This is a genomic window from Absiella sp. AM29-15, assembly GCF_003434225.1.
Taxonomy (GTDB): domain Bacteria; phylum Bacillota_I; class Bacilli_A; order Erysipelotrichales; family Erysipelotrichaceae; genus Hoskinsella; species Hoskinsella hominis.
On record NZ_QVFL01000005.1, the window covers coordinates 206,388 to 227,018 of the forward strand.

The 20,631-nt window shown below is 33.9% G+C and carries 21 protein-coding genes; 14 read left to right on the forward strand and 7 right to left on the reverse strand.

Annotated elements, in window-relative coordinates:
* Position 1: 1 nt before the first annotated feature.
* The gene (locus tag DW761_RS07350; RefSeq protein WP_117455756.1) at positions 2-229 is read right to left on the reverse strand and encodes a hypothetical protein; all 228 of its coding nucleotides are present in this window, start codon (positions 227-229) and stop codon (positions 2-4) included.
* 46 nt (positions 230-275) lie between these two features.
* Entirely contained in the window at positions 276-554 is a 279-nt protein-coding gene (locus tag DW761_RS07355; protein WP_233513049.1) for an FtsX-like permease family protein, read from the reverse strand.
* 389 nt (positions 555-943) lie between these two features.
* On the opposite strand from DW761_RS07355, the gene DW761_RS07360 reads away from it, so the two are divergent.
* The 6 genes from DW761_RS07360 (at position 944) to DW761_RS07385 (ending at position 8,028) form a co-directional block, all read left to right on the forward strand.
* The gene (locus tag DW761_RS07360; RefSeq protein ID WP_117517205.1) at positions 944-1,768 is read left to right on the forward strand and encodes a hypothetical protein; all 825 of its coding nucleotides are present in this window, start codon (positions 944-946) and stop codon (positions 1,766-1,768) included.
* On the forward strand, positions 1,765-3,000 hold the full coding sequence (locus tag DW761_RS07365; protein WP_117517207.1) for a hypothetical protein: 1,236 nt from the start codon (positions 1,765-1,767) through the stop codon (positions 2,998-3,000). Before DW761_RS07360 ends, DW761_RS07365 begins: the two co-directional genes overlap by 4 nt.
* A gap of 73 nt (positions 3,001-3,073) precedes the next feature.
* A complete protein-coding gene (locus DW761_RS07370; protein WP_117517209.1) occupies positions 3,074-3,961 on the forward strand; it encodes a MurR/RpiR family transcriptional regulator in 888 nt (295 codons plus the stop codon).
* Positions 3,962-4,121: 160 nt separating this feature from the next.
* On the forward strand, positions 4,122-5,972 hold the full coding sequence (locus DW761_RS07375) for a beta-glucoside-specific PTS transporter subunit IIABC (protein WP_117517211.1): 1,851 nt from the start codon (positions 4,122-4,124) through the stop codon (positions 5,970-5,972).
* 14 nt (positions 5,973-5,986) lie between these two features.
* Positions 5,987-7,393 carry a glycoside hydrolase family 1 protein gene (locus DW761_RS07380; RefSeq protein WP_117517213.1) on the forward strand — a complete coding sequence of 469 codons (1,407 nt, stop codon included), beginning with the start codon at positions 5,987-5,989 and terminating at the stop codon, positions 7,391-7,393.
* A gap of 2 nt (positions 7,394-7,395) precedes the next feature.
* Positions 7,396-8,028, forward strand: coding sequence for an AAA family ATPase (locus DW761_RS07385; protein ID WP_117455766.1), 633 nt, complete (start codon positions 7,396-7,398; stop codon positions 8,026-8,028).
* Between the two features lie 24 nt (positions 8,029-8,052).
* Here DW761_RS07385 and DW761_RS07390 read toward each other — a convergent pair whose 3' ends face one another.
* Entirely contained in the window at positions 8,053-8,364 is a 312-nt protein-coding gene (locus tag DW761_RS07390; protein WP_117455768.1) for a hypothetical protein, read from the reverse strand.
* Positions 8,365-8,500: 136 nt separating this feature from the next.
* On the opposite strand from DW761_RS07390, the gene chbG reads away from it, so the two are divergent.
* Both chbG and DW761_RS07400 read left to right on the forward strand, forming a co-directional pair.
* Positions 8,501-9,223, forward strand: a complete 723-nt coding sequence (gene chbG, locus DW761_RS07395) for a chitin disaccharide deacetylase (protein WP_117517214.1) — start codon at positions 8,501-8,503, stop codon at positions 9,221-9,223.
* Between the two features lie 13 nt (positions 9,224-9,236).
* On the forward strand, positions 9,237-9,920 hold the full coding sequence (locus tag DW761_RS07400) for a LytR/AlgR family response regulator transcription factor (protein ID WP_117455772.1): 684 nt from the start codon (positions 9,237-9,239) through the stop codon (positions 9,918-9,920).
* 51 nt (positions 9,921-9,971) lie between these two features.
* Here the strand turns inward: DW761_RS07400 and DW761_RS07405 are convergent, their stop codons facing one another.
* Positions 9,972-10,712, reverse strand: a complete 741-nt coding sequence (locus DW761_RS07405) for an ankyrin repeat domain-containing protein (RefSeq protein ID WP_117517216.1) — start codon at positions 10,710-10,712, stop codon at positions 9,972-9,974.
* 1,301 nt (positions 10,713-12,013) lie between these two features.
* Here DW761_RS07405 and rsmG point away from each other — a divergent pair.
* Genes rsmG through DW761_RS07425 form a run of 4 tightly spaced genes read left to right on the forward strand, consistent with a single transcriptional unit; the run spans position 12,014 to position 15,189 of the window.
* On the forward strand, positions 12,014-12,724 hold the full coding sequence (rsmG, locus tag DW761_RS07410) for a 16S rRNA (guanine(527)-N(7))-methyltransferase RsmG (RefSeq protein WP_117517219.1): 711 nt from the start codon (positions 12,014-12,016) through the stop codon (positions 12,722-12,724).
* Between the two features lie 11 nt (positions 12,725-12,735).
* Positions 12,736-13,500 carry a ParB/RepB/Spo0J family partition protein gene (locus DW761_RS07415; protein WP_117517221.1) on the forward strand — a complete coding sequence of 255 codons (765 nt, stop codon included), beginning with the start codon at positions 12,736-12,738 and terminating at the stop codon, positions 13,498-13,500.
* 13 nt (positions 13,501-13,513) lie between these two features.
* Positions 13,514-14,290, forward strand: coding sequence for a ParA family protein (locus tag DW761_RS07420; protein WP_117455782.1), 777 nt, complete (start codon positions 13,514-13,516; stop codon positions 14,288-14,290).
* Positions 14,291-14,301: 11 nt separating this feature from the next.
* The gene (locus DW761_RS07425) at positions 14,302-15,189 is read left to right on the forward strand and encodes a ParB/RepB/Spo0J family partition protein (protein ID WP_117455785.1); all 888 of its coding nucleotides are present in this window, start codon (positions 14,302-14,304) and stop codon (positions 15,187-15,189) included.
* Positions 15,190-15,239: 50 nt separating this feature from the next.
* Here the strand turns inward: DW761_RS07425 and DW761_RS07430 are convergent, their stop codons facing one another.
* From DW761_RS07430 to DW761_RS07440, 3 genes are all read right to left on the reverse strand, one after another.
* A complete protein-coding gene (locus DW761_RS07430; protein ID WP_117517223.1) occupies positions 15,240-15,776 on the reverse strand; it encodes a DUF5662 family protein in 537 nt (178 codons plus the stop codon).
* Positions 15,777-15,931: 155 nt separating this feature from the next.
* Positions 15,932-16,693, reverse strand: a complete 762-nt coding sequence (locus tag DW761_RS07435; RefSeq protein WP_117517225.1) for an ABC transporter ATP-binding protein — start codon at positions 16,691-16,693, stop codon at positions 15,932-15,934.
* Positions 16,690-17,976: an FtsX-like permease family protein gene (locus DW761_RS07440; protein WP_117517227.1), complete on the reverse strand. Its 1,287-nt coding sequence runs from the start codon at positions 17,974-17,976 to the stop codon at positions 16,690-16,692. The genes DW761_RS07435 and DW761_RS07440 overlap by 4 nt, the downstream gene beginning before the upstream one ends.
* 411 nt (positions 17,977-18,387) lie before the next feature.
* Here DW761_RS07440 and DW761_RS07445 point away from each other — a divergent pair, with 411 nt between their 5' ends.
* Together DW761_RS07445 and DW761_RS07450 are read left to right on the forward strand one after the other, a co-directional pair.
* Positions 18,388-19,266: an ROK family protein gene (locus DW761_RS07445; RefSeq protein WP_117517229.1), complete on the forward strand. Its 879-nt coding sequence runs from the start codon at positions 18,388-18,390 to the stop codon at positions 19,264-19,266.
* 46 nt (positions 19,267-19,312) lie between these two features.
* Positions 19,313-20,590 (forward strand): EAL domain-containing protein, encoded by a 1,278-nt coding sequence (locus DW761_RS07450; RefSeq protein WP_117517231.1) that lies wholly within the window; start codon positions 19,313-19,315, stop codon positions 20,588-20,590.
* The last annotated feature ends 41 nt before the right edge of the window (positions 20,591-20,631 follow it).

Here is a 20,631-nt window from a genome sequence, read left to right on the forward strand (position 1 = left end):
ATTATCCTCCTCGATATCGCTCACAAAGTATATCTCTTTGTTTGCTTGTCATTTCTTTATTAATCACAAATTCTTTAGTGATATTTTCTATGAAGTCACATCGATCAAAATATGACCAATCTTCATTTTGATCCATTTCCTCCAGCTCATCAACAAGATCCTGAATCATATTCGGTAATTTGAAATCTATTTTGACATCGTCATTTACCCAGTGATACGTTTTTTTCATATATGATCACATCCTTTTACTGATAGTATTATAACACGTTACAATTTTAAACATCTATAGTTTTTTGTTTCATGATGCGGTATCCCATATATAAGATCATAAGCATCATGATGAGTAAAAGTATAAATGTATAAATAATAATGGATACAGAATAGGAAAATGATATAGAAGCATCTAAAAAGTTGATATAAAAAAGAGAAGATAAGGCAATGGATATTAAGTAGGTACGAAGAATCATAGAAATATTTTCATAAAATAACATTCGATAAATTTGGCGAGTTTCCATACCAATGGATAACATAAGGGCATTATCTTTTCTTCGCATGAGCATTTGATTGATCGTCTAATTTCCTGCATCTTATGAAAAGAAAGATATATTTCAGGGCAAAAGATGGCATTATTTTGATATATATCAATCACATGAAACTGTGATGTATCATTTGCTGGTGTGATGGGCAGTTTTAAATTATCATATAAAAACTGATCATTGTGAATATAGGGAATCTGAAGCGTAATGGTATGGATGTTTGTATCAAAAAACTGCATGGTTTTTGTGGAATCGTTTGTATCATGGTATCGAAAATCGTTTTGAAGATAAAATTTATCATCATCATAATGATTCCTTATGATTTCTTCATAATTTTTTTCGTTATGATTTCTTCCTATATAGTATAATGTACCTGTTTAACATAACGTAAATAGGAGGAAATTTCTATGATAGAGTATTACATAAGAAAGCATACATTATATAAAGTCGCAATTGCTGTATTGATTACATCAGCGTGTGCGCTTGTATATGCCATTTATATGAACGTAAATGCATTAACATTATGTTTATTATTTGTATTACAAATAGCAGTGGTCAGTTCAATTTTGATGAAAGCAATCAAAGAGGTTATTCATCATTATCATGAAGAATGGGATACAATTTTGGATGATGAAGTAGATCCTAAGAAGCTGATTGAAAAATATCAAAAGGATGAAAAGCTTCAGATATTTACAGAGGCAAGAGCAAATTGTGCTGTTTATTATCATTTAGCTGGGGATCAGACAAGTGCCAAAATGATGATACAGGATATCCTTGCGACAGAAAAAAAGCCAGCCCAGCGAGCAATGTTCCATATCAATCTTGCGGCATTTTATGAAGCTGAGGATGATATCGACATGAGTAAACAAGAGCTGGCATCAGCAAAAGAAGAACTGCAAAAGTTAGAAAAAAAGAAAATATATGCGGGTAGTGTTTTCAAAATGAAGAACAGATTAAAAATGCTAGAAATGTATTATGCATATAAAGACCATGCAATTTCCGATAAAGAATATGAAGTATATCTCAAAAAGATGCTGAAACAAGAGAAAACCAATCGTGGAAAACTCCAGCAGCATTATCGTTTGGCGATATTATATATGGATCAGGAACAATTAGGATTTGCCAGAGATGAGGTAAATCAGGTGATTGCTCTAGGCAGAAAAACCTATATGGCTGAAAAGATTCAGCTAAAATTAAGAGCATTGGAAGATAAAGAAGGGCTGTCATTATGAAAATATTAAAACATTTCCTTGTGGTATTTTTGGTGGAAGCGCTGTTGTTAGGGGCTTTATTTATATGGATGCCAAAACAGAAAAACAGTAATATTCTAGCGAGTGAATCAAAAGGTGAAAATACAATCGTTTTAACAAAATCAAATGAAGAAACCGTGACAATTACCGCAAAAAATAAAGAAACAACCAAAGAACGTGATTTTACAATTTTTGATGAAAAGAAATTATCTGCCGATATTGAATGGAAAAATGCACAGAGCGCACGGGTAAAGATTATTGGAAAAAACCAGGATTTATATGATGTTACAGTAACGTTTAATGGTAATAAAATTGAAATCCGTAATGGTGAAAATGATCCTCTGATCTCATATGAAGAAACGATGAAATTACAGAAGGAGCAAGAGAAAAAAGCAAAAGAAGAAGCTATGAAAAAGATAGAAAAAATGCCAGCACCAACGATTGCATTGGTAAAAGACATTACAAAGGATAGTGATATTGAAAATGGATATGCTAGCACACCAGCCAAACCACAGGCACCAATTACAGAAGAACAAAATGCTCAGGTAAATCATGGTGATGATGGTGCCTTGTATGATATGAAAATAGAGGCAGGCAAGGTAATGGTTACTTTAGATGGTGGTGGACACTGGGGAAATGTACCAGTAAACGGCAGCCGCCTTCAGGATTATTGGCTGACCTTCTATCGAATGGGAAATCAAAGTTATTATATTGATGCGGATATGATTATGATTGCTTATTGTGAAAAATATCAACAGCCACACATCATTATGTCAAAAGATCAGGGAAAGACATGGAAGGATATACGAATAGATTGCGAATCTGCGGGAATATCACAAATTTCAATCGCAAAAGATAAAAACCATACGTATCGTATTGCGATGATGTCAGGAGATTATTTGATGTTTACAGGTACAAGTACAGATGGCATCAATTGGACTTTTGATAAACCATCCGGAAATGATATAGAAAAAGCTTCTACCATGTATTCCATGGCATTGATGAAGGATGGTACGATTTTAGTTACCAGTTTTGATGATTGTTTAATCAGTAAAGATCATGGCAAAACATATACCAGTTTAAAAGAAATCAATCCAATCATTGCACAACAAATCAATTATCAATTAATTCCATATGATGAAGATGGCACTTATTGTATTCCATTAAAGAATGGTAAAGTTGCGAAAAGCAAAGATGGAACAAATTGGGAATAAATCATATAAGATGATGAAGTAAAGTTATGAAAAATATGATAAAATCAAATTAATAAATACAGGAGGTTTTATCATGCTGATTCAAGAAAAACTAAAGGAAAAACAGGACTTTTCTGATGTTGAAATATTGATTGCAGATTATTTATTAGATAATAAAGAGAATATCGCAGAGCAAAGTGCAAGATTTATCGCATCTCAAGTATATACAGCACCATCAACAGTTGTGCGTTTATGTCAAAAAATAGGATATCAAGGATTTAATGATTTTAAAAAAGCATATTTAGAGGAAACAGCTTATCTTCAATCACATTTTAATGAAGTCAATCCTAATTATCCATTTAATTATCATGATCAGGGAAAAGAAATAGCTTATAAGATAAAACATTTATATAATGATGTACTTGGAGATGTTGCTACTTTGTTAGATAAAGATGTCATCGCTAAAATAACAAAAATTTTAAATGCTGCGAAAAATATCTATATATGTTCTTCTGGAGTACAGGCTGATATAGCCAAAACCTTTAAGGATAAGATGTTAAGAATAGGAAAAAATGTTATTGTAGAATCAAAGATGGATCAGGCATATTACTTGGCTTCTTTTAGTTCCAATGAAAACGTATTTCTTATGATTTCGTATTCTGGAGAAACTGAAGTATTGTTGCGTGTTGCACATAAATTGAAAGAGCGTAAAATTCCTTTTATTGCATTGACGTCCTACGGGGATAGTACCCTTCATAAATTGGCAAATGAAACAGTCTATGTTTGTACCAGAGAAAAACTTAATGAAAATCTTGGTGACTTTGGGATGAATCTCTCGGTATTATATATTTTAGATATTCTGTATGCTACTGTATTTAATGAGAATTATAAACAAAATTTTGAAAATAAAGTTATCATATCACATGAATTTCAAATAAATCGTAATACACAGAATCCTATTTTAAAGGATTCAGATAAATGATTTAGCAACAGTGTTGCGAAAAAATATATTAGATAAAAATAAATGTTGCAACAGTGTTTGAAAAGGCTTTCAAAATATTGAAAGTCTATTTTTTTTACTTATAATGTGAAGTGTAAACAAAAGATATCGATTGTTTTAACAAAAAAGAGGAGGTCAAAGTATGACTGAAAAAGAACTTGCTTCAACATTATTAATGTTGGTAGGAGGAAAACAAAATATAGTAGCAGTAGAACATTGTATGACAAGATTAAGATTCAATTTAAAAGATTCATCTCAAGCTGATACACAAAAAATTTTGAATATACAAGGTATTATTAGCGTTGTAGATAAAGGGGGGCAGTATCAGATTGTGATAGGAAATACTGTAAAAGATGTATATAAAGAGTTCATCAAATTAGGTGATTTTCAAAATAATGAAATAAGTGACGAGAAAAAAGGAATTGTGAATAAGATTTTAGATACAATTTCTGGAATTTTTATACCTATTGTACCTGCATTGGCTGGAGCAGGTATGTTAAAAGCTTTGTTAGCGTTGCTGACAATGTTAAAGGTTGTAGCGCCGGATTCACAAACTTATCAGTTTTTAAATTTTATGGGTGATTCGGTATTTTATTTTATGCCAATCATTATTGCAGCAAGTGCATCTAAAAAGTTTCATGTAAATCAATTTGTGGCAATGGGAATAGGTGCAATTCTAATGCACCCGACCTTTATGAATATGATTGCAGTCGCAAAAGAATCACAGACTGGTTTGGGAATTTTTGGACTACCAGTTTCACTGGTAAGCTATTCATCTTCAGTTATACCGATTATTTTAGCGATATGGTTTATGTCTTATGTGGAACCAATTACAGATCGCTACATGCCAAAATCTATAAGAATATTTATGACACCATTAATCACTATGTTAGTGGTTGGTATTGCGACTTTAGTAGCAATAGGACCATTAGGTAACATTTGTGGTCAATTATTAGGTGATGCAATTGGTATGTTAAATCATTATGTAAGCTGGCTGGTTCCTCTATTGGTTGGTACATTTACACCATTGATGGTTATGACAGGTATGCATTATGGATTGATTCCAATTGGTATTAATTTATTAGCAACCACTGGATTTGATACAGTAGCTGGTCCAGGTATGATGGTTTCTAATATTGCACAGGGAGGAGCTTCCCTTGCTGTTGCTTTCCGTTGTAAAAATACAGAAATTAAATCTTTAGCAGCCTCTGCTGGTATCAGTGCAGTCTGTGGTATTACTGAGCCTGCAATGTACGGTATTAGTTTACGTTTTAAAAAACCATTAATAGCTGCTATGATTGGAGGAGGTGCAGCTGGTTTATTTATAGGTATTATGGGGGTTGGGCGTTACGCACAAGTATCTCCGGGATTATTTGCGTTGCCTAGTTTTTTAGGCGAAAAAGGTATTTCTAATCTTATTTACGCAATTATAGGCTGTGCAATTGCATTCATAGTTTCCTTTATTATAAGTTTTATCTTAGGGATTGATGAACCCAAAGAAGATGTAAAACTTAATGAACAAAAAGAAATTAAATTAGATGATGAAGAAATCTTTGCTCCATTGAAAGGGCAGGTCATATCTTTAGATAAAGTAAATGATTCAGTATTCTCAAGTGGTTCTTTAGGAAAGGGTATGGCAATTATTCCATCAGAAGGTAAAATTTATGCTCCAGCAGATGGTACGATCTCTGCATTTTTTGAGACAGGTCACGCTATTGGTGTGACATCAAAGCATGGCGCTGAAATCTTGATACATGTCGGAATTGATACAGTTAATTTAAAGGGTAAATACTTTTATCCTAAAGTAAAACAAAATGAACAAGTGAAAAAAGGTGAGCTTCTGTTAGAATTTGATTTAAACAAAATGAAAGAAGAAGGCTATGATTGTACTACTATGATTATAGTGACCAATAGTCAGCAATACACAAGTGTACAGCCAGTCAAAATTGACGAAGCAGATAAAAATAAAGAGTTAATGATATTGACCATTTAGAAAGAGGTAAATATATGGGATTTCCAAAAGATTTTTTGTGGGGTGGTGCTACAGCAGCAAACCAGTGTGAAGGTGCATATCAAGAAGATGGAAAAGGTTTGAGTACCGCAGATGTAATGTGTCTTGGTGCACATGGGGTAAAAAGAAAGATAACAAAGCAAATTGAAGAAAACGAATATTATCCTAGTCATAAAGCAATCGATTTTTACCATCATTATAAAGAGGATATCGCTTTATTTGCGGAAATGGGATTTCGAGTTTATCGAATGTCAATCAACTGGACAAGAATATTTCCAAACGGAGATGAGGAACAGCCTAATGAAAAAGGTTTAGCGTTTTATGATCGCATTATAGATGAGTTGGAAAAATATCATATAGAACCATTGATTACAATTTCACATTTTGAAACGCCATTGGCATTGCAAAAATATGGTTCATGGGCAAATAGAATTGTTGTAAAACATTATCTTCGCTTTGCAGAAATACTATTTAAACGTTATAAAGGAAGGGTTCATTATTGGCTGACTTTTAATGAAATAAATTGTATGTCTACCCAACCTTGGGTGTCTGGTGGGATTGAAAGTGATGATGAATCAATTAGAATGACAGCAGCATATCATCAATTATTGGCAAGTGCCAAAGCAGTTATAATGGCTCATCATATAGATTCAGAAAATAAAGTAGGAATGATGTATGCTGGACATTTCGCATATCCCAATAGTTGTAATCCTAATGATGTAATTGCAACAATGGACTTTATGCATAAAATGCTGTTTTATTGTGATGTACAATGTAGAGGATATTATCCTGCTTATAAAAAGCAAGAATTGCAAAGATTAAATATAAAATTACCTATTATGCAAGGGGATTTAGATGATTTAAAAAATGGCACAGTAGATTTTGTTTCTTACAGTTATTATTGTACACATGTCACAGGTGAAAAAACCAAAGGCATTATGAAAGGAATGAATGGATTAGATACAGGATATAAAAATCAGTTCCTACCAAAAAGCGACTGGGGATGGACAATTGACCCTCAAGGCTTACGTTATTCATTAAATCTATTATATGATCGTTATCAGCTGCCAGTTATGATTGTAGAAAACGGTTTAGGGGCTATTGATCAATTGGAAAAAGGAGAAGTTCATGACGACTATCGTATATCATATTTAAAAGCTCATTTAAAAGAACTTGAAAAAGCAATTATGTTAGATGGTGTTGATGTAATGGGATATACCATGTGGGGGCCAATAGATTTAATAGCGGCATCTACAGGTGAAATGAAGAAAAGATATGGCTTTATTTATGTAGATGTAGATGATTATGGAAATGGAACATATCAACGATATAAAAAGGATTCATTCTATTGGTATCAAAAAGTAATTCAAACAAATGGTGAATATATACACGAGGAGGGTTAAATATGAAAAAAAGTTTATTTATGGATAGTGAATACTGCAGTATGGGGCGTTGGATTTCTGCTATTGTGGCAGATGCACTGGATATGAAATTTTATGAAGCAAAGCACCTCATACAATTTGCGGATGAAGAATGGCTTACTGAAGAATATCTAAGAAATTTTGATTTAAGTTTAATTGGAAGAAATCCTGATGAATTGAAAGATGATGAAGAATTCCAACGCGTATATCAAGCTATTTCAAAAGCTATATTAATAGCCATTGAACAAGGACCATGTATTATCCATGAACGCGCTGCAGCAGAAGTTGTGAAAAATAAAACAGAATTTTTAAATGTTTTACTTTATAATACAAATATTGAACATAAACTACCTAGAATTAATGTGGATCCTTTATATGATGTAAGCAATGCAACAAAAGAAGATAAATTAAAGATTTTATACCAAGAAGATGAAATACGGAAAAATTATCATAATGCAGTTTGCACAAGCAGATGGGGCGATAAGAAAACATATGATATCTGTTTAGATAGTGATAAGCTGAGTAGAGAAAAATGTGCAGAGATATTGATTGAAGCACTAAAGGATGTTTCATTAGATATGGAAACTTGTAAAAAAATAATTGCGAAAGTATTTTAAAACCTCTGAATTTTCAGAGGTTTTTTACACATTTGACTGTTCATAGAATACTGCGATATGATAAATATTAAAGCCAAGCATCAATACAAACAATACCACTAATAATACAGAATCAAACTTTAGAGAAAACAGACGATTCACGAAATAAGTGAACTCATCCTGTCCCTTGCCAGTATAACCACTATTAATACCAATGATAACGGATAAAGCTGTGAAAGCAATGGTAATCAATGCATGTAACGTGCCGGAAACTAATCTTTTTTTTATGATGTTGTAACAGGCGAAAACGAAAGAAGCGAAAATACCAATCCAGTAAACGATCCATAAGCTCTCCATGTGATACATCTCCTTTTACATATTAGGATTTACAATTTTTTAAAAATTATGATGCGATTGGTTGAACCGCTTTCATATGAGCTTAATTAAGAGTATAATATAGAAGAAACATCTTGACAAGGAGGAAAAAGAAAAAATGAAGAAATTAATTATGAATGCTGATGATTTCGGCTTAAGTGAGGCCGTGAATTACGGGATTCTGAAAGGATTTCAGGATGGCATCCTGACTTCTACAACGATCATGGCAAATATGCCTGGATTTGATCACGCTGTAGAAATGGCAAAACAGCATCCAGAAATGCACATTGGTGTGCATCTGAATCTGACTTGCTACAAGCCACTCTTACAAACACACAAGACATTGATTACTGAAACTGGCTATTTCAGAAATCAACTGGACATTAATGTGTACGATGAAGAAGAAATGTCTCAAGAACTGGAGGCGCAGATTGAAAAAGTTCTGGCTGCTGGTATCAAAATTGATCATTTAGATTCTCATCACCATATTCATACAACAGAAAAACTAAGACCAGTTATCAAAAGATTACTGGAAAAATATCCATATCCAATCCGTGGAGGATTTGTTTATGAAAGTGATGTAAAAAAATCAGAGCTGATCATGGCGTTTTATAACGAAGGTGTTTCCTTGGAAAGCTTTGAAAACATTATAAAAGGAATGGAAGATGATAAAACATATGACTTAATGTGTCATCCTGCTTATATTGATAAGGTTTTAACATCTATGACTTCCTATTATATGAAACGTATTGAAGAACTGGATATTATATGTAATAAAGAATGTAAAGCATTATTAGAGAAAGAAAAGGTGAAACTTGTAAGTTACGCTGATATACAATAGGAGAGTGATGGGGATGATTCGTCTGGCTATTTTAGAAACAGAAGAAGTTGCGAAAGAAGTATTATTTGAATTAATGCGAAATTTAAAAGATCGGGAATGGTCATTTTCATATTTCACCAGAATTACAGATTTTGCGAAAAGTGATGAAAAACAGGATTTTCAAATCGTGTTATTTCATGAAAAATTTGATATTCCAAGAATTACACAGGCTTTTGTTTTATCTAAACCAAGACGGATTATGTTATATACTGTCGCTCACCTAAAGGATGAAATGAAAGAACGATATCCATTTCAGCGTATTCTATATCTTGACCGGACAAAGCTTAAAGAAGAAATGCAGGCAGTCTGTCCTTTGATTGATCGCATGTTGAAGAAGGAAGAAGAATACTTATTTCACTACAATAACGTATCGATTCCACTACGTATCAACGATATATTCTACATCGAAAAAGAAGATAAGTATTTGATTTATCATACACGCAGAGGAGAATTTCGTGAACGTAAAAGTATGAAAGAAGCAGCAGCTTTCTTTGAAGGTTATGATTTCCTCTGGATACATGTGAGTTATCTTGTGAACATGCAATATATCGCAAAGATTCAACAGGAGCATGTCTATCTGGATCATATAGAACTACCTATTTCAAGATCAAAGAAAGCATCTGTGATTGATAAGATGCATGCCTTTGTAGGAAAGTAAAAAGATATATGAATGAGGCGGGAACTTTTTAAAGTTTTCCCGCCTTTTGTTTTATGATGATAATTTAAAGTATTCTCTCAGGGCTGCACGGATCACTTTGGTTTGATCAATATCACCTTTGTGAACACCTTTCATGATTTTGCCACGATATTTCATTTCATAAGGCTGATCTTCTTTTGGGATAAATTCATCAAGGTATGTGGCACGATTGCTTTCATCTCCACCGTTATCACGATCAAGCCATTGATCAAAATCTGCGCCATATTTTTTCAACAGATCAAGGATATCAAAGAAGCATTTTTTTGAGATATTATATGCGTTAGGATCACAGTCCACATATTCATTTAAATTATTTTCCGCATGTACAACCAATGTGCCAATCGCTGAAGCAGGGTATGGCGAATCTGAACAAAATGTTTCTTTGTTGGGATCAGCACCCATCCTAAGCATCGTTTCTAATAGCTTCATATACTTTAAAGAATCTTCATATTCATGATATAGTAAAGAATCCATGACACCAATGATAACATCATGAAGAACGGGCATACAAGTGCTGTGTGGTGGTACGGTGGCAGGATCCTCCATGAAATTTATATCCGCCCCATGAGCAATCAAAAGGTCAATGATCTCAAAACGCCGACATTTAATCGCTACCTGAAGCGGGGATTGTCCTATGTCTTTTTTAGGTGCTTTCCCATCGAAATATTCATTTACGATGGCAGGATTTTTAGCAATGGCCGCTTGAATGGCTTCTATATTATTATTTCTTATATCTTTAAACAGCTTTTTCATTCAAATCATCCTTTCAAATATTCTATTATTTTATGAATTATATTTTATCATGATTTTCATTGGGTGGAAAACAGATGATGCATAAAGTAAATGATACTTAATATAATTTAAATTAATAATAAATTTATATAATAACGATATTTAAAATATAATAAAATATGAATTATCCATGTGCTTAATATACTTTTAAAGATATTTTACCAATTTTTCCAAAATTTTACCGATTATTCCAGAACGCTTTACAATTCTTCTAACTCGCATATAATAAAGGTGTAAAAAGAAATAAGAAAAGAAAGAGAGCGGTGAGAAAATGGGAACGATAGCTGGTTAAATGATTAAGGAACTTGTCAAAACTGATGCGTGAAAGTTTCTTTTGTATAGGGATTCCATCAGATAGAAAGTTAATTTAAATATCATAATCATTTAACATTATAGGACATACGGTGTGGATCATCGGAAGTTAAAGCCTGAAGAAGAACTGGTGACAGCAGACAAGGTATCAGGAAAAGATAGAAGTAATTCTATCATCTGTGAAAACAGGAAACTCCATGTATAAATGAATTTAGCAGGTAAGGAATTATAGGAACATCATCCATACAATGCTTGGTTATAACGAGAGATGGTGTATATAAATCCTTTCCATATAGCTGTTAACATTTGGATGTTTATAAGAATAATAGAGTATGACAGATCATAATGAAAGATCATACCAATGGTATTCCTATAAAATTCAAAGCAGTATCAAATAATAGAAACTGTCATAGCTGGTACAATGTATATTGTTGCCATAAAAAAACAGAATCTATTATGACATATTGGGTGTTATAGCATCTGATATCATGGAGGTGATATTAACTGAATAATTTAGTATTAAGAAACATTCAGCGAAAGATCAAGGAAGTGATGCTCAGATAAATGATAAAAGCGACGGACATAGATATTTATAAGACGCAGGATCTAAGCGTGTAAAATCGCAACCTGTAACAATTAAATTGGCGAATAAAGATAGATGCTATGTTCAAGATTTAAATTCAGGTACATTAAAAAAATGAAATAACATATTGTAAGTGGAGGAATTAGGAAAGAAAAAGATTCATATCCAATACAAAGATGGAAGTTCGTAATTGAAAATTGAATAATAAAAAGCCTTGGGTATTCTTAATATCGAAGGCTTTTTTGTATGATTGCCCATACATTTCCCAGGAAATAAGGTAGTTATTTGTCGATTATAGAAATTTCACAAAGTTACAGTTTTGTTAGTACATGAATTTTGTTATAATAGAAGGTGCTGGAGGGATCTTATGTCTGAAATATTTCATAAAGATGATTTTTTTCATGTGATGCAAGAGCAGGGTATCACGCTAAGTGAATGGCAGAAACAACAGTTTTCTATATATAAGGATATGCTCGTTGAATGGAACCAGAAAATGAATCTGACTGCGATTGTTGATGAAGATGAAATCTATGAGAAACATTTTCTTGATTCGATCCTGCCTTCTTTTGATATCAATATAAAGGGAAGTTTCTGTGATGTAGGTGCAGGAGCTGGATTCCCAAGTATCCCCTTAAAGATTGTATATCCAGAGTTAAAGATTACAATCGTGGAAACACTGGGGAAACGTGTTACTTTTTTAAAGGCGTTGTGTGAAGCGTTGAAGCTGGATGATGTAGCTTGTGTTCATGCACGTGCAGAAGATTATGCAAAACAACATAGGGAAAGTTTTGATTTTGTCAGTGCAAGGGCAGTGGCAAATTTGCCTGTGTTAAGTGAATTGTGTATTCCTCTTGTGAAAATGAATGGATATTTTATCGCTATGAAAGGTGCGAATGGAGAAGAAGAAGCCTCCCTTGCGCAAAAAGCGATTACAACACTGGGCTGTAAAGAAGTACAGAGAAACTTCAAAACGCTGAGTGATGGTTCTAAGCGGGTGAACTTTGTTTATCAGAAGGTAAAACCGACACCTAATAAATATCCCAGAGCATTTGCGAAAATCAAGAAGAATCCTTTATGAGGAGGAATAGAATGAAAGAATCAAAGATGATATCGATTGATCTTGTGGAACCAAATCCATATCAGCCACGTTTAGAATTTAATGATGATGCATTGATGGATTTGGCACAGTCAATTCGAGAAAATGGACTGATACAGCCATTAACAGTCAGAGAAGTAGATGGCAAGTATCAGATTGTTGCGGGAGAACGTCGCTTTCGTGCAATGAAACTGAATGGCGCAGTAGAAGTACCTGCCATTGTGATGGATGCTAATGAAATACAAATGGCTGAAATGGCATTGGTGGAAAACATTCAAAGAGAAAATCTGAGTGCGATTGAAGAAGCGAAATCTTACGTAGAAATCATGAAGTATGCTGGATTAAATCAGTCACAGCTTGCTTTGCGGGTTGGAAAAAGTCAGTCCAGTATCGCAAACAAAATTCGTTTATTGAATCTGAATGAAGAGGTTCAAAATGCAGTCAGCGCAAAAGAAATCACAGAACGTCATGCCAGAGCATTGCTTGGTCTGGATGAGGATAAACAGAAAAAAGCATTAAAGAAAATTGTTAAGAAAAGTTTAACGGTAGCGCAGACTGAAAAAATGTTGAAACAGGATGCTCTGCCAAAAGAAGAAAAACGCAAAGTGATGCTGAAAGGTATCTCTAAAAACCTGAAAATCGCAATTAATACGATTCATCAGGCTGTAAAAATGGTAGAACGTGCAGGAAATACTGCAGAAATACAGGAACAGGAAACGGAAGATGATGTCATCATCACAATCCGTCTGCCGAAGTAGAAAGGTGGAAACTATGGGAAAAATCATAGCTGTTTCCAACCAGAAAGGCGGCGTAGGGAAAACCACTACGTCTATCAACCTTGCGGCTGGTTTGGGATATTTAGGACATAAAGTTCTGCTGGTTGACTTTGACCCGCAGGGCAATGCAACACAGGGTGTTGGCGCACAGGTTGGTGAAGATAAACCATCTGTATACAATCTGATTATGGAAGATTATGAAGTATCAGATGTAAGAGAAAAATTAAGCTCACCACCAATCGATATCGTACCAGCCAATATATCATTAGCCGGTGCTGATTTACAAATGGTAAAATTTGAAGTAGGAAAAGAAGAACTGCTTCGTAATAAATTAATTAAGGTAAAAGATGATTATGATTATATTATCATTGATTGTCCACCTAGCTTAGGATTATTGAATACCAACGCATTAACTGCTGCGGATTCTGTGATTATCCCTGTACAATGTGAATATTATGCATTGGAGGGTGTTACGCAGTTGTTGTTAACGATTCGTTTGGTACAGCAGTTATTCAATAAGAATTTAAAAATTGAAGGTGTTGTCTTAACGATGTATGATGCACGTACAAAACTGAGTGTAGAAGTACAACAGGAAGTACGTCAGCACTTTAAAGATCGTGTGTATAAAAACTACATACCAAGAAATGTAAAACTAAGTGAAGCACCATCTAGAGGTATGTCTATCTTTGAATATGATGTACGTTGTGAAGGCGCAAAAGCTTATGCAGGACTTGCAAATGAAGTTTCAAAAATGAACAAGAAGAAAAAGTAGGAGGTTTTACCATGGCGAAAAAAGAGAGCAGTCCAAGACTGGGAAAAGGACTTGCGGCCATTTTTGGTGAAGAGGTCGATGATGTCCTGGAAAATATTCAACAGGGAAATCTGGATGAGCATGTAGCTGATCGCTTTGAGGTCGCTGTTGATGAGGTAAAACCAAATCCATATCAGCCACGTAAGAAATTCGATGATGAAAAGATACAGGAATTAAGTGAATCTATCAAACAACATGGGGTATTCACACCTATCATCGTAAAAAAAGCGGTAAGAGGCTATGAATTAGTTACCGGTGAACGCCGTTTACGTGCAAGTAAATTAGCTGGTCTTGAAACAATCCCTGCCATTTTAATGGAGTTGGATGATCAACAGATGATGGAAATCGCATTGTTGGAAAATATTCAGCGTGAAGATTTAAATGCCATTGAAGAAGCACAGGGGTATGAAAAGTTAATCAAGAAACTTGGCTATACCCAAGAAGAATTGGCGAAACGTATTGGAAAATCCAGAGAACATGTTGCCAATATGCTTCGATTGTTAAAACTTCCTAAAAAGGTGCAGAACTATGTTGTTGATGGAGAGTTAAGCATGGGGCATGTTCGTGCTTTGCTTGGATTAAAAGATACATCTCTTATGGATGATGTAGCACATAAGGCAATCAGCTCTCATATGAGTGTACGTGCTGTAGAAGCACTTGTGAAAGAATTAAACGAGCCAAAAGAAAAACCTCAGCCAAAACCAAAAGATATTCATTTAGGTCAGGTAGAGGCAAGATTACAATCAAAATTCCAGACAAAAGTTAAAGTAGATGAAAAACAGATTGTGATCAAATATGAAGGCAATGATGATTTAAATCGATTACTGGAATTACTTGGCGGTATTGAAGAAGAAATTTAAGGTATAGAAAAGCAGAATGCATGTGCTCTGATCATGATTCTGCTTTTGTTTTATTTGTTTTTTAAAATATCCTTGCGAATATAAGCAATCGTTTCATCTAATCCATGATCTCGATGATATTCCAGTAAAGATTGTAATAAATCTTTTGTTTCTGGATGCATCATAACACGATCATAGCCATTCATAAAATATTCATAAGCACTCGCATCATGATACTTCTCCTTCATATATGTCCGGCTTGCGGCAATACGATCACAAAACATTTCCACAACATAGTTTACAGGCATATGCACAGGTTTTACACCATGCTGTGCTTCATCACCATTATCTAACCAGTATTCCCAATGATGAGGATTTCTGCCTTTGTGATGCAGCCAGCCCATAGAGTAACCATGTAATTCTTTTTCACGATTAATCGGACTGCGGTTCCCTTGAAAATAGCGGACACCCGGAATAAATTCAACAGGAGAATATTTAGAAAGATCATGTTTTAATCCTTGTTTATATAATCCACAGCGAAAACAAAGTTTCATAACACGCCATTTATGAATTGTGATGGTACTTAAATGTCCCCAAAAATTATGCATAGTCCTCGTCCTTTCCAAGTCTACTATATTTTATCACTGTTCATAAAATGTGCAACGTATAATTGCCTGTAGATACAAAATTATATGAATTAAGATTTAGATAAAGCGCTCATCTATGAAAAAAAGACCAAATATGTTATCTGGTCTTTATGTGCTTACTTAATCATATGAATACGATCTTTTAGATTGAAAGAAGCAATTTCTTCATAATACTTTGTCTGTGGTTTATCTCCTTTTTCTATGACATGTTCAATTACGCCATCACGTAAGAATAAAACCTTTTGTGAATAACTGGCTACCATAGAATCATGCGTTACCATCATAATGGTTACATTTTTTTCTGAATTTAACTTCTTAAGAATTTCTAATACATCATGGGCATTTGCGGAGTCAAGATTTCCAGTTGGTTCATCCGCAAACAGAATACTTGGACCATGTACAAGTGCTCTGGCTATCGCAGTACGCTGGCACTGCCCGCCACTACAATCATTTGGCAGTTTATCTTTTACCGATGCAATGTTCAAAGATGTTAGATATTCTTGAATCTTTGATTCTATTGCCTGTTTGTCACCCTTTTGTAAAGCCAGTGGCAAAGCGATATTGTCATGTACAGAAAGTGAATCAATCAGATTGAAATTCTGAAAAACATAACCGATATGTCCTCGGCGGAATTGACTCATTTCTGCTTCCCCCATCTTACTAATATCAGTGTCATTAATCTCCACAGTACCCAAAGAGATGGTATCTAAACCACTTAATACATGTAGTAATGTTGATTTACCAGAACCACTGGGTCCCATAATACTGATAAATTCACCTGATTCTACAGCTAACGATACTTGATTTAATGCGGTAACTTCATTTTCTTTACCTTTACAATATATTTTTGATACTTCTTTTGCTTCTAATACGCTCATGATGAAAACCTCCTGTTTCTTAATACTGCAGCATGTGGCAGTTCACATAATTTTTCACATAGAATAATTAAAACAATGAATACAGCTAGTACACTGATGGTAAATATAATTGATATATCCTGATATATCATAAACTTCACGATACTGATTATCACATAGACAAATGGTAATAAGAATAATAACGCGAAGTACCAGTATTGTTCCTTCTTGATGATTGATTTGATCATTTTTTCATCATATCCCAATAAAACAAGGTTGCTGTATTGTATCGTACGTTTTGCGGCTAGAGTTGTCATATTATTGTAGATACACAAGAGCATCATACTGATCATAATCACAAAGGAAATCGCGATAAATGTAATCGTCAAAGACTGTTGTGCATTACTGCATAATAAAACACTTAAAATCATCATGGAGATAGATATCATACGTGTTAAGAATCCATTGGATTTTACAGCTTCTATCAGATTAGAATATAAAATAGATTTTGTAGCATTATACACATACTTTTTCTGTAGTTTTTCAAATATGACTGGCAGGATATTATGAAAAATACCACTGATGCCAAACATGCCAATGATCATATACACAAGATATAGTTGTAAAACAGGTGGAATCATGATAATCATCATTAAAGGAATACCATATCCTAATAAAGAAAATATTTTCTTGCCAGGCATTACATCAGGCTGTTTTGTGGCCACAGGTTTGGTCAGTTCAAATTTATCAGTGCGATATACATACCCTATATCACACAGCCATAAAAAGAATAACATCACCATAATGATCAAAAGTCCTATTCCATATGCTGAAATATCATAAGCAAAGATAGGAATGATCAAAGATGTCGCAGTTGATAATATAAAATTGACGATGGGCAATCCTATAAATGAAATAAGTATACCTGCGATCATCGCAAACAACATACAGATGAGGTGCTGTAGCGCAAAGTATTTGGTGATTGATACCAGGTTTGCGCCTGACATTGCCATAATACTAAGGGTTTTCTTTTGATTTTGAAGATAGGATTCATTTGCATAAAATACAAGGGCAACCGCTACCACGATAATACATGTACCCATCAAAAACAGATAAACGATTGGCAGGGTTCCATCCGCTACCATTTCCTGTGCAAATGCACCCGAGAATCCAAGGGTTGGATTACATACAAAGTGTGAAAAAATAATTGAAACAGCGACTGCGAAGGTTAAATTCACAATCAGAAAAGAATATTTCTTTTTCTCGTTTTTCATAGAGGTAACGGCCAAATTACCAATATTCATAAACATCTCCTCCTTTAAACCTCTTTCATTATACGTAAAACCATTTAAAGCAGGAGAGAATTTTCATAAGAGGTGTTATTTTGTACATCAACGGTAGTAGGCGGTTTTGATAAAAAATAAATTTTTTCATAAAATGTTCACACACATTTCACATTCATGCGCTATAGTATATACGCAGGCAGAAATCCTGCTTGTTTGAATCAAACTGGTAATGGAAGATAGTTTCCCCATCCCTAAAATAACTATCATGTTTACACAACATAAGCTTCCATTACCTACCTTCATGCCAGGCTCTCAATCCCTCAAGAGAGCCTTTTATTATGTCAGATGAAAGACTTAATTTTAGGGAAAAACAGGTAAAAAAAGCAACATTCGTGTTATACTTAAAGAGATATAAGAGAGGGTGTTTTTATGAGCTATTGTGTAATGGATATTGGTGGAACATTTATCAAATATGCAGATATGGATGTGGATGGAAAGATTCTTTCGCAAGATAAAATCAAGACGCCACTAACATCATTTGATGAGTTCTGGAGTGTGATGGACCAGTTAATAAAAAAGGAACATGAAGGGATTGCGGTATCTTTTCCAGGGCCTGTAGATGCGCAACGTGGTATTGTCATCGAAGGTGGTTCTTTACGATATATGAAACAGTTTGCATTTGTTGAGGAAATGCAAAAACGTTATGGAATTCCTTGTTCCTTAGAGAATGATGCACGTTGTGCAGCACTTGCGGAAGTATGGCAGGGTAATTTGAAAGATATCGCAATTGGTATGGTTGTGGTATTTGGTACAGGAATTGGCAGTTCTTTGACTATCAATGGAGAAGTATTTAAAGGTGCACATAACTTTTCAGGAGAGATATCCTGTTTAATCACAAAAGATATAGATACATTGGGATGGGGCGCAAGCTTTCATCATGATGCCGGCGTACCATTCTTATTGAAAAAAGTCAAAGACGCAAAACAGCTGAAGGAAGATATTGATGGAAAAGCATTATTTGCCATGTTGGAAAATCAGGATGAAAACGCTTGGCGTATATTTAAAGAATATTGTGGAGAACTGGCAAAACAATTCTACAATATGCAATGTATGTTTGATCCTCAACGTATCTGTATTGGTGGAGGCATTTCTTTACAGCCATTATTTATATCAGAATTGAAAAAAGCGATGGATGAATTCTGGGCTAGAATCCCTGTAAATGTACCAAAACCGGAAATTATGCCATGTAAGTTTCATAATGATTCGAATTTATTGGGGTCTTTATATAATTTTTTGCATAAAAAATAAAAAAAGGTTATAAATATGTTATACTTTCGTGGTAGGGAGTGGGAATATGGATGATAAAGAATCGTTAATTGAGAAGTATAAAGAATTTATAGAAAAAAACGAATCTTTTGCTTTAATTAGAATGAATATAAAGAATTTCCGTTATTATAATGAACGCCATGGTCAAGCGGCAGGCAATCAAATATTGATGGATGTTTTTAACGTGTTGGCTACCACATTATCTGAAAATGATGCAATGATTCGCGAATATGCGGATAATTATATTATATTGAAACATTGTGCTTCAAATGAACAACTTGTTGCTGAATGGTTAAGACCCTGTGTCGATGTACTGTTTGATTGTACAAATCCAATCCTTTTTCATAATCTTTATACATCTTTTGGCATTTATTATGTAGATGATAAAACTTGTAGTTTTGAAAAAGCGAATGATATGGCTGAATTATGTAGAAAGTATACGGATACGATTTCTTATCGTGTATTTAGCTATGAAGTATATAAACAAGAATTTTTTGAAAAATATATGCGTTCTCGTCAAATTGAAGAATGGACAGGATTAGGTCGTGAAAAAGATATGTATCAGGTATATATCCAGCCTAAAGTCAGCGCAAAAACAAATGAAATCATCGGTGGAGAAGCACTGCTTCGTTTGTTTAATGAAGATGGAAACATGGTGCCAATTCAGGAATTCCTGCCGATTTTAAATGAGAATGGCTACATTCGTATGATGGATTTATGGGAATATGAAAAGGTTTTAAAACGCATGGATCAAAGATTAAAAGAGCATAAAAAAATCGTAAATATGAGCTTTAATATATCTAATTCACATTTCCATGATTCAGAAATATTTTCAGATTATAAAAATATCTCTGAACGTTATGACGTACCAAGAAATATGATTACGTGTGAATTTTTAGAAAGTATATCTATTGATGAAAAAAAGATGAACGAGTTGATTAAAGAGTTCCATGAAGAAGGTTTCCAGTGTGCACTGGATGATTTTGGAAATGGATGTTCTTCCTTTAATGTATTACGATATGCAGATATTGATATAGTGAAAATTGATCGTTGTTTCTTTGAAGAATCACCACGAGGCAACAAGGTTCAGATCTTAACAGCAATTGTGGAAATGTTAAAGATACTTGGTATGCATATTGTCGCAGAAGGCGTGGAGGAAAAAGAAGATGTAGAGCTTGTACAATCTCTAGGCGTTGATGAAATACAGGGATTTTATTATTATCGGCCAATGCCAATGGAAGATTTCTTTGCCTTGTTAGATAAAGAAGATGAAAATAAATCATATAGTAATATCCAATGCCAATAAGTTAAGGGTATTGACAACAATGAAAAGTGATATCTAGTGAA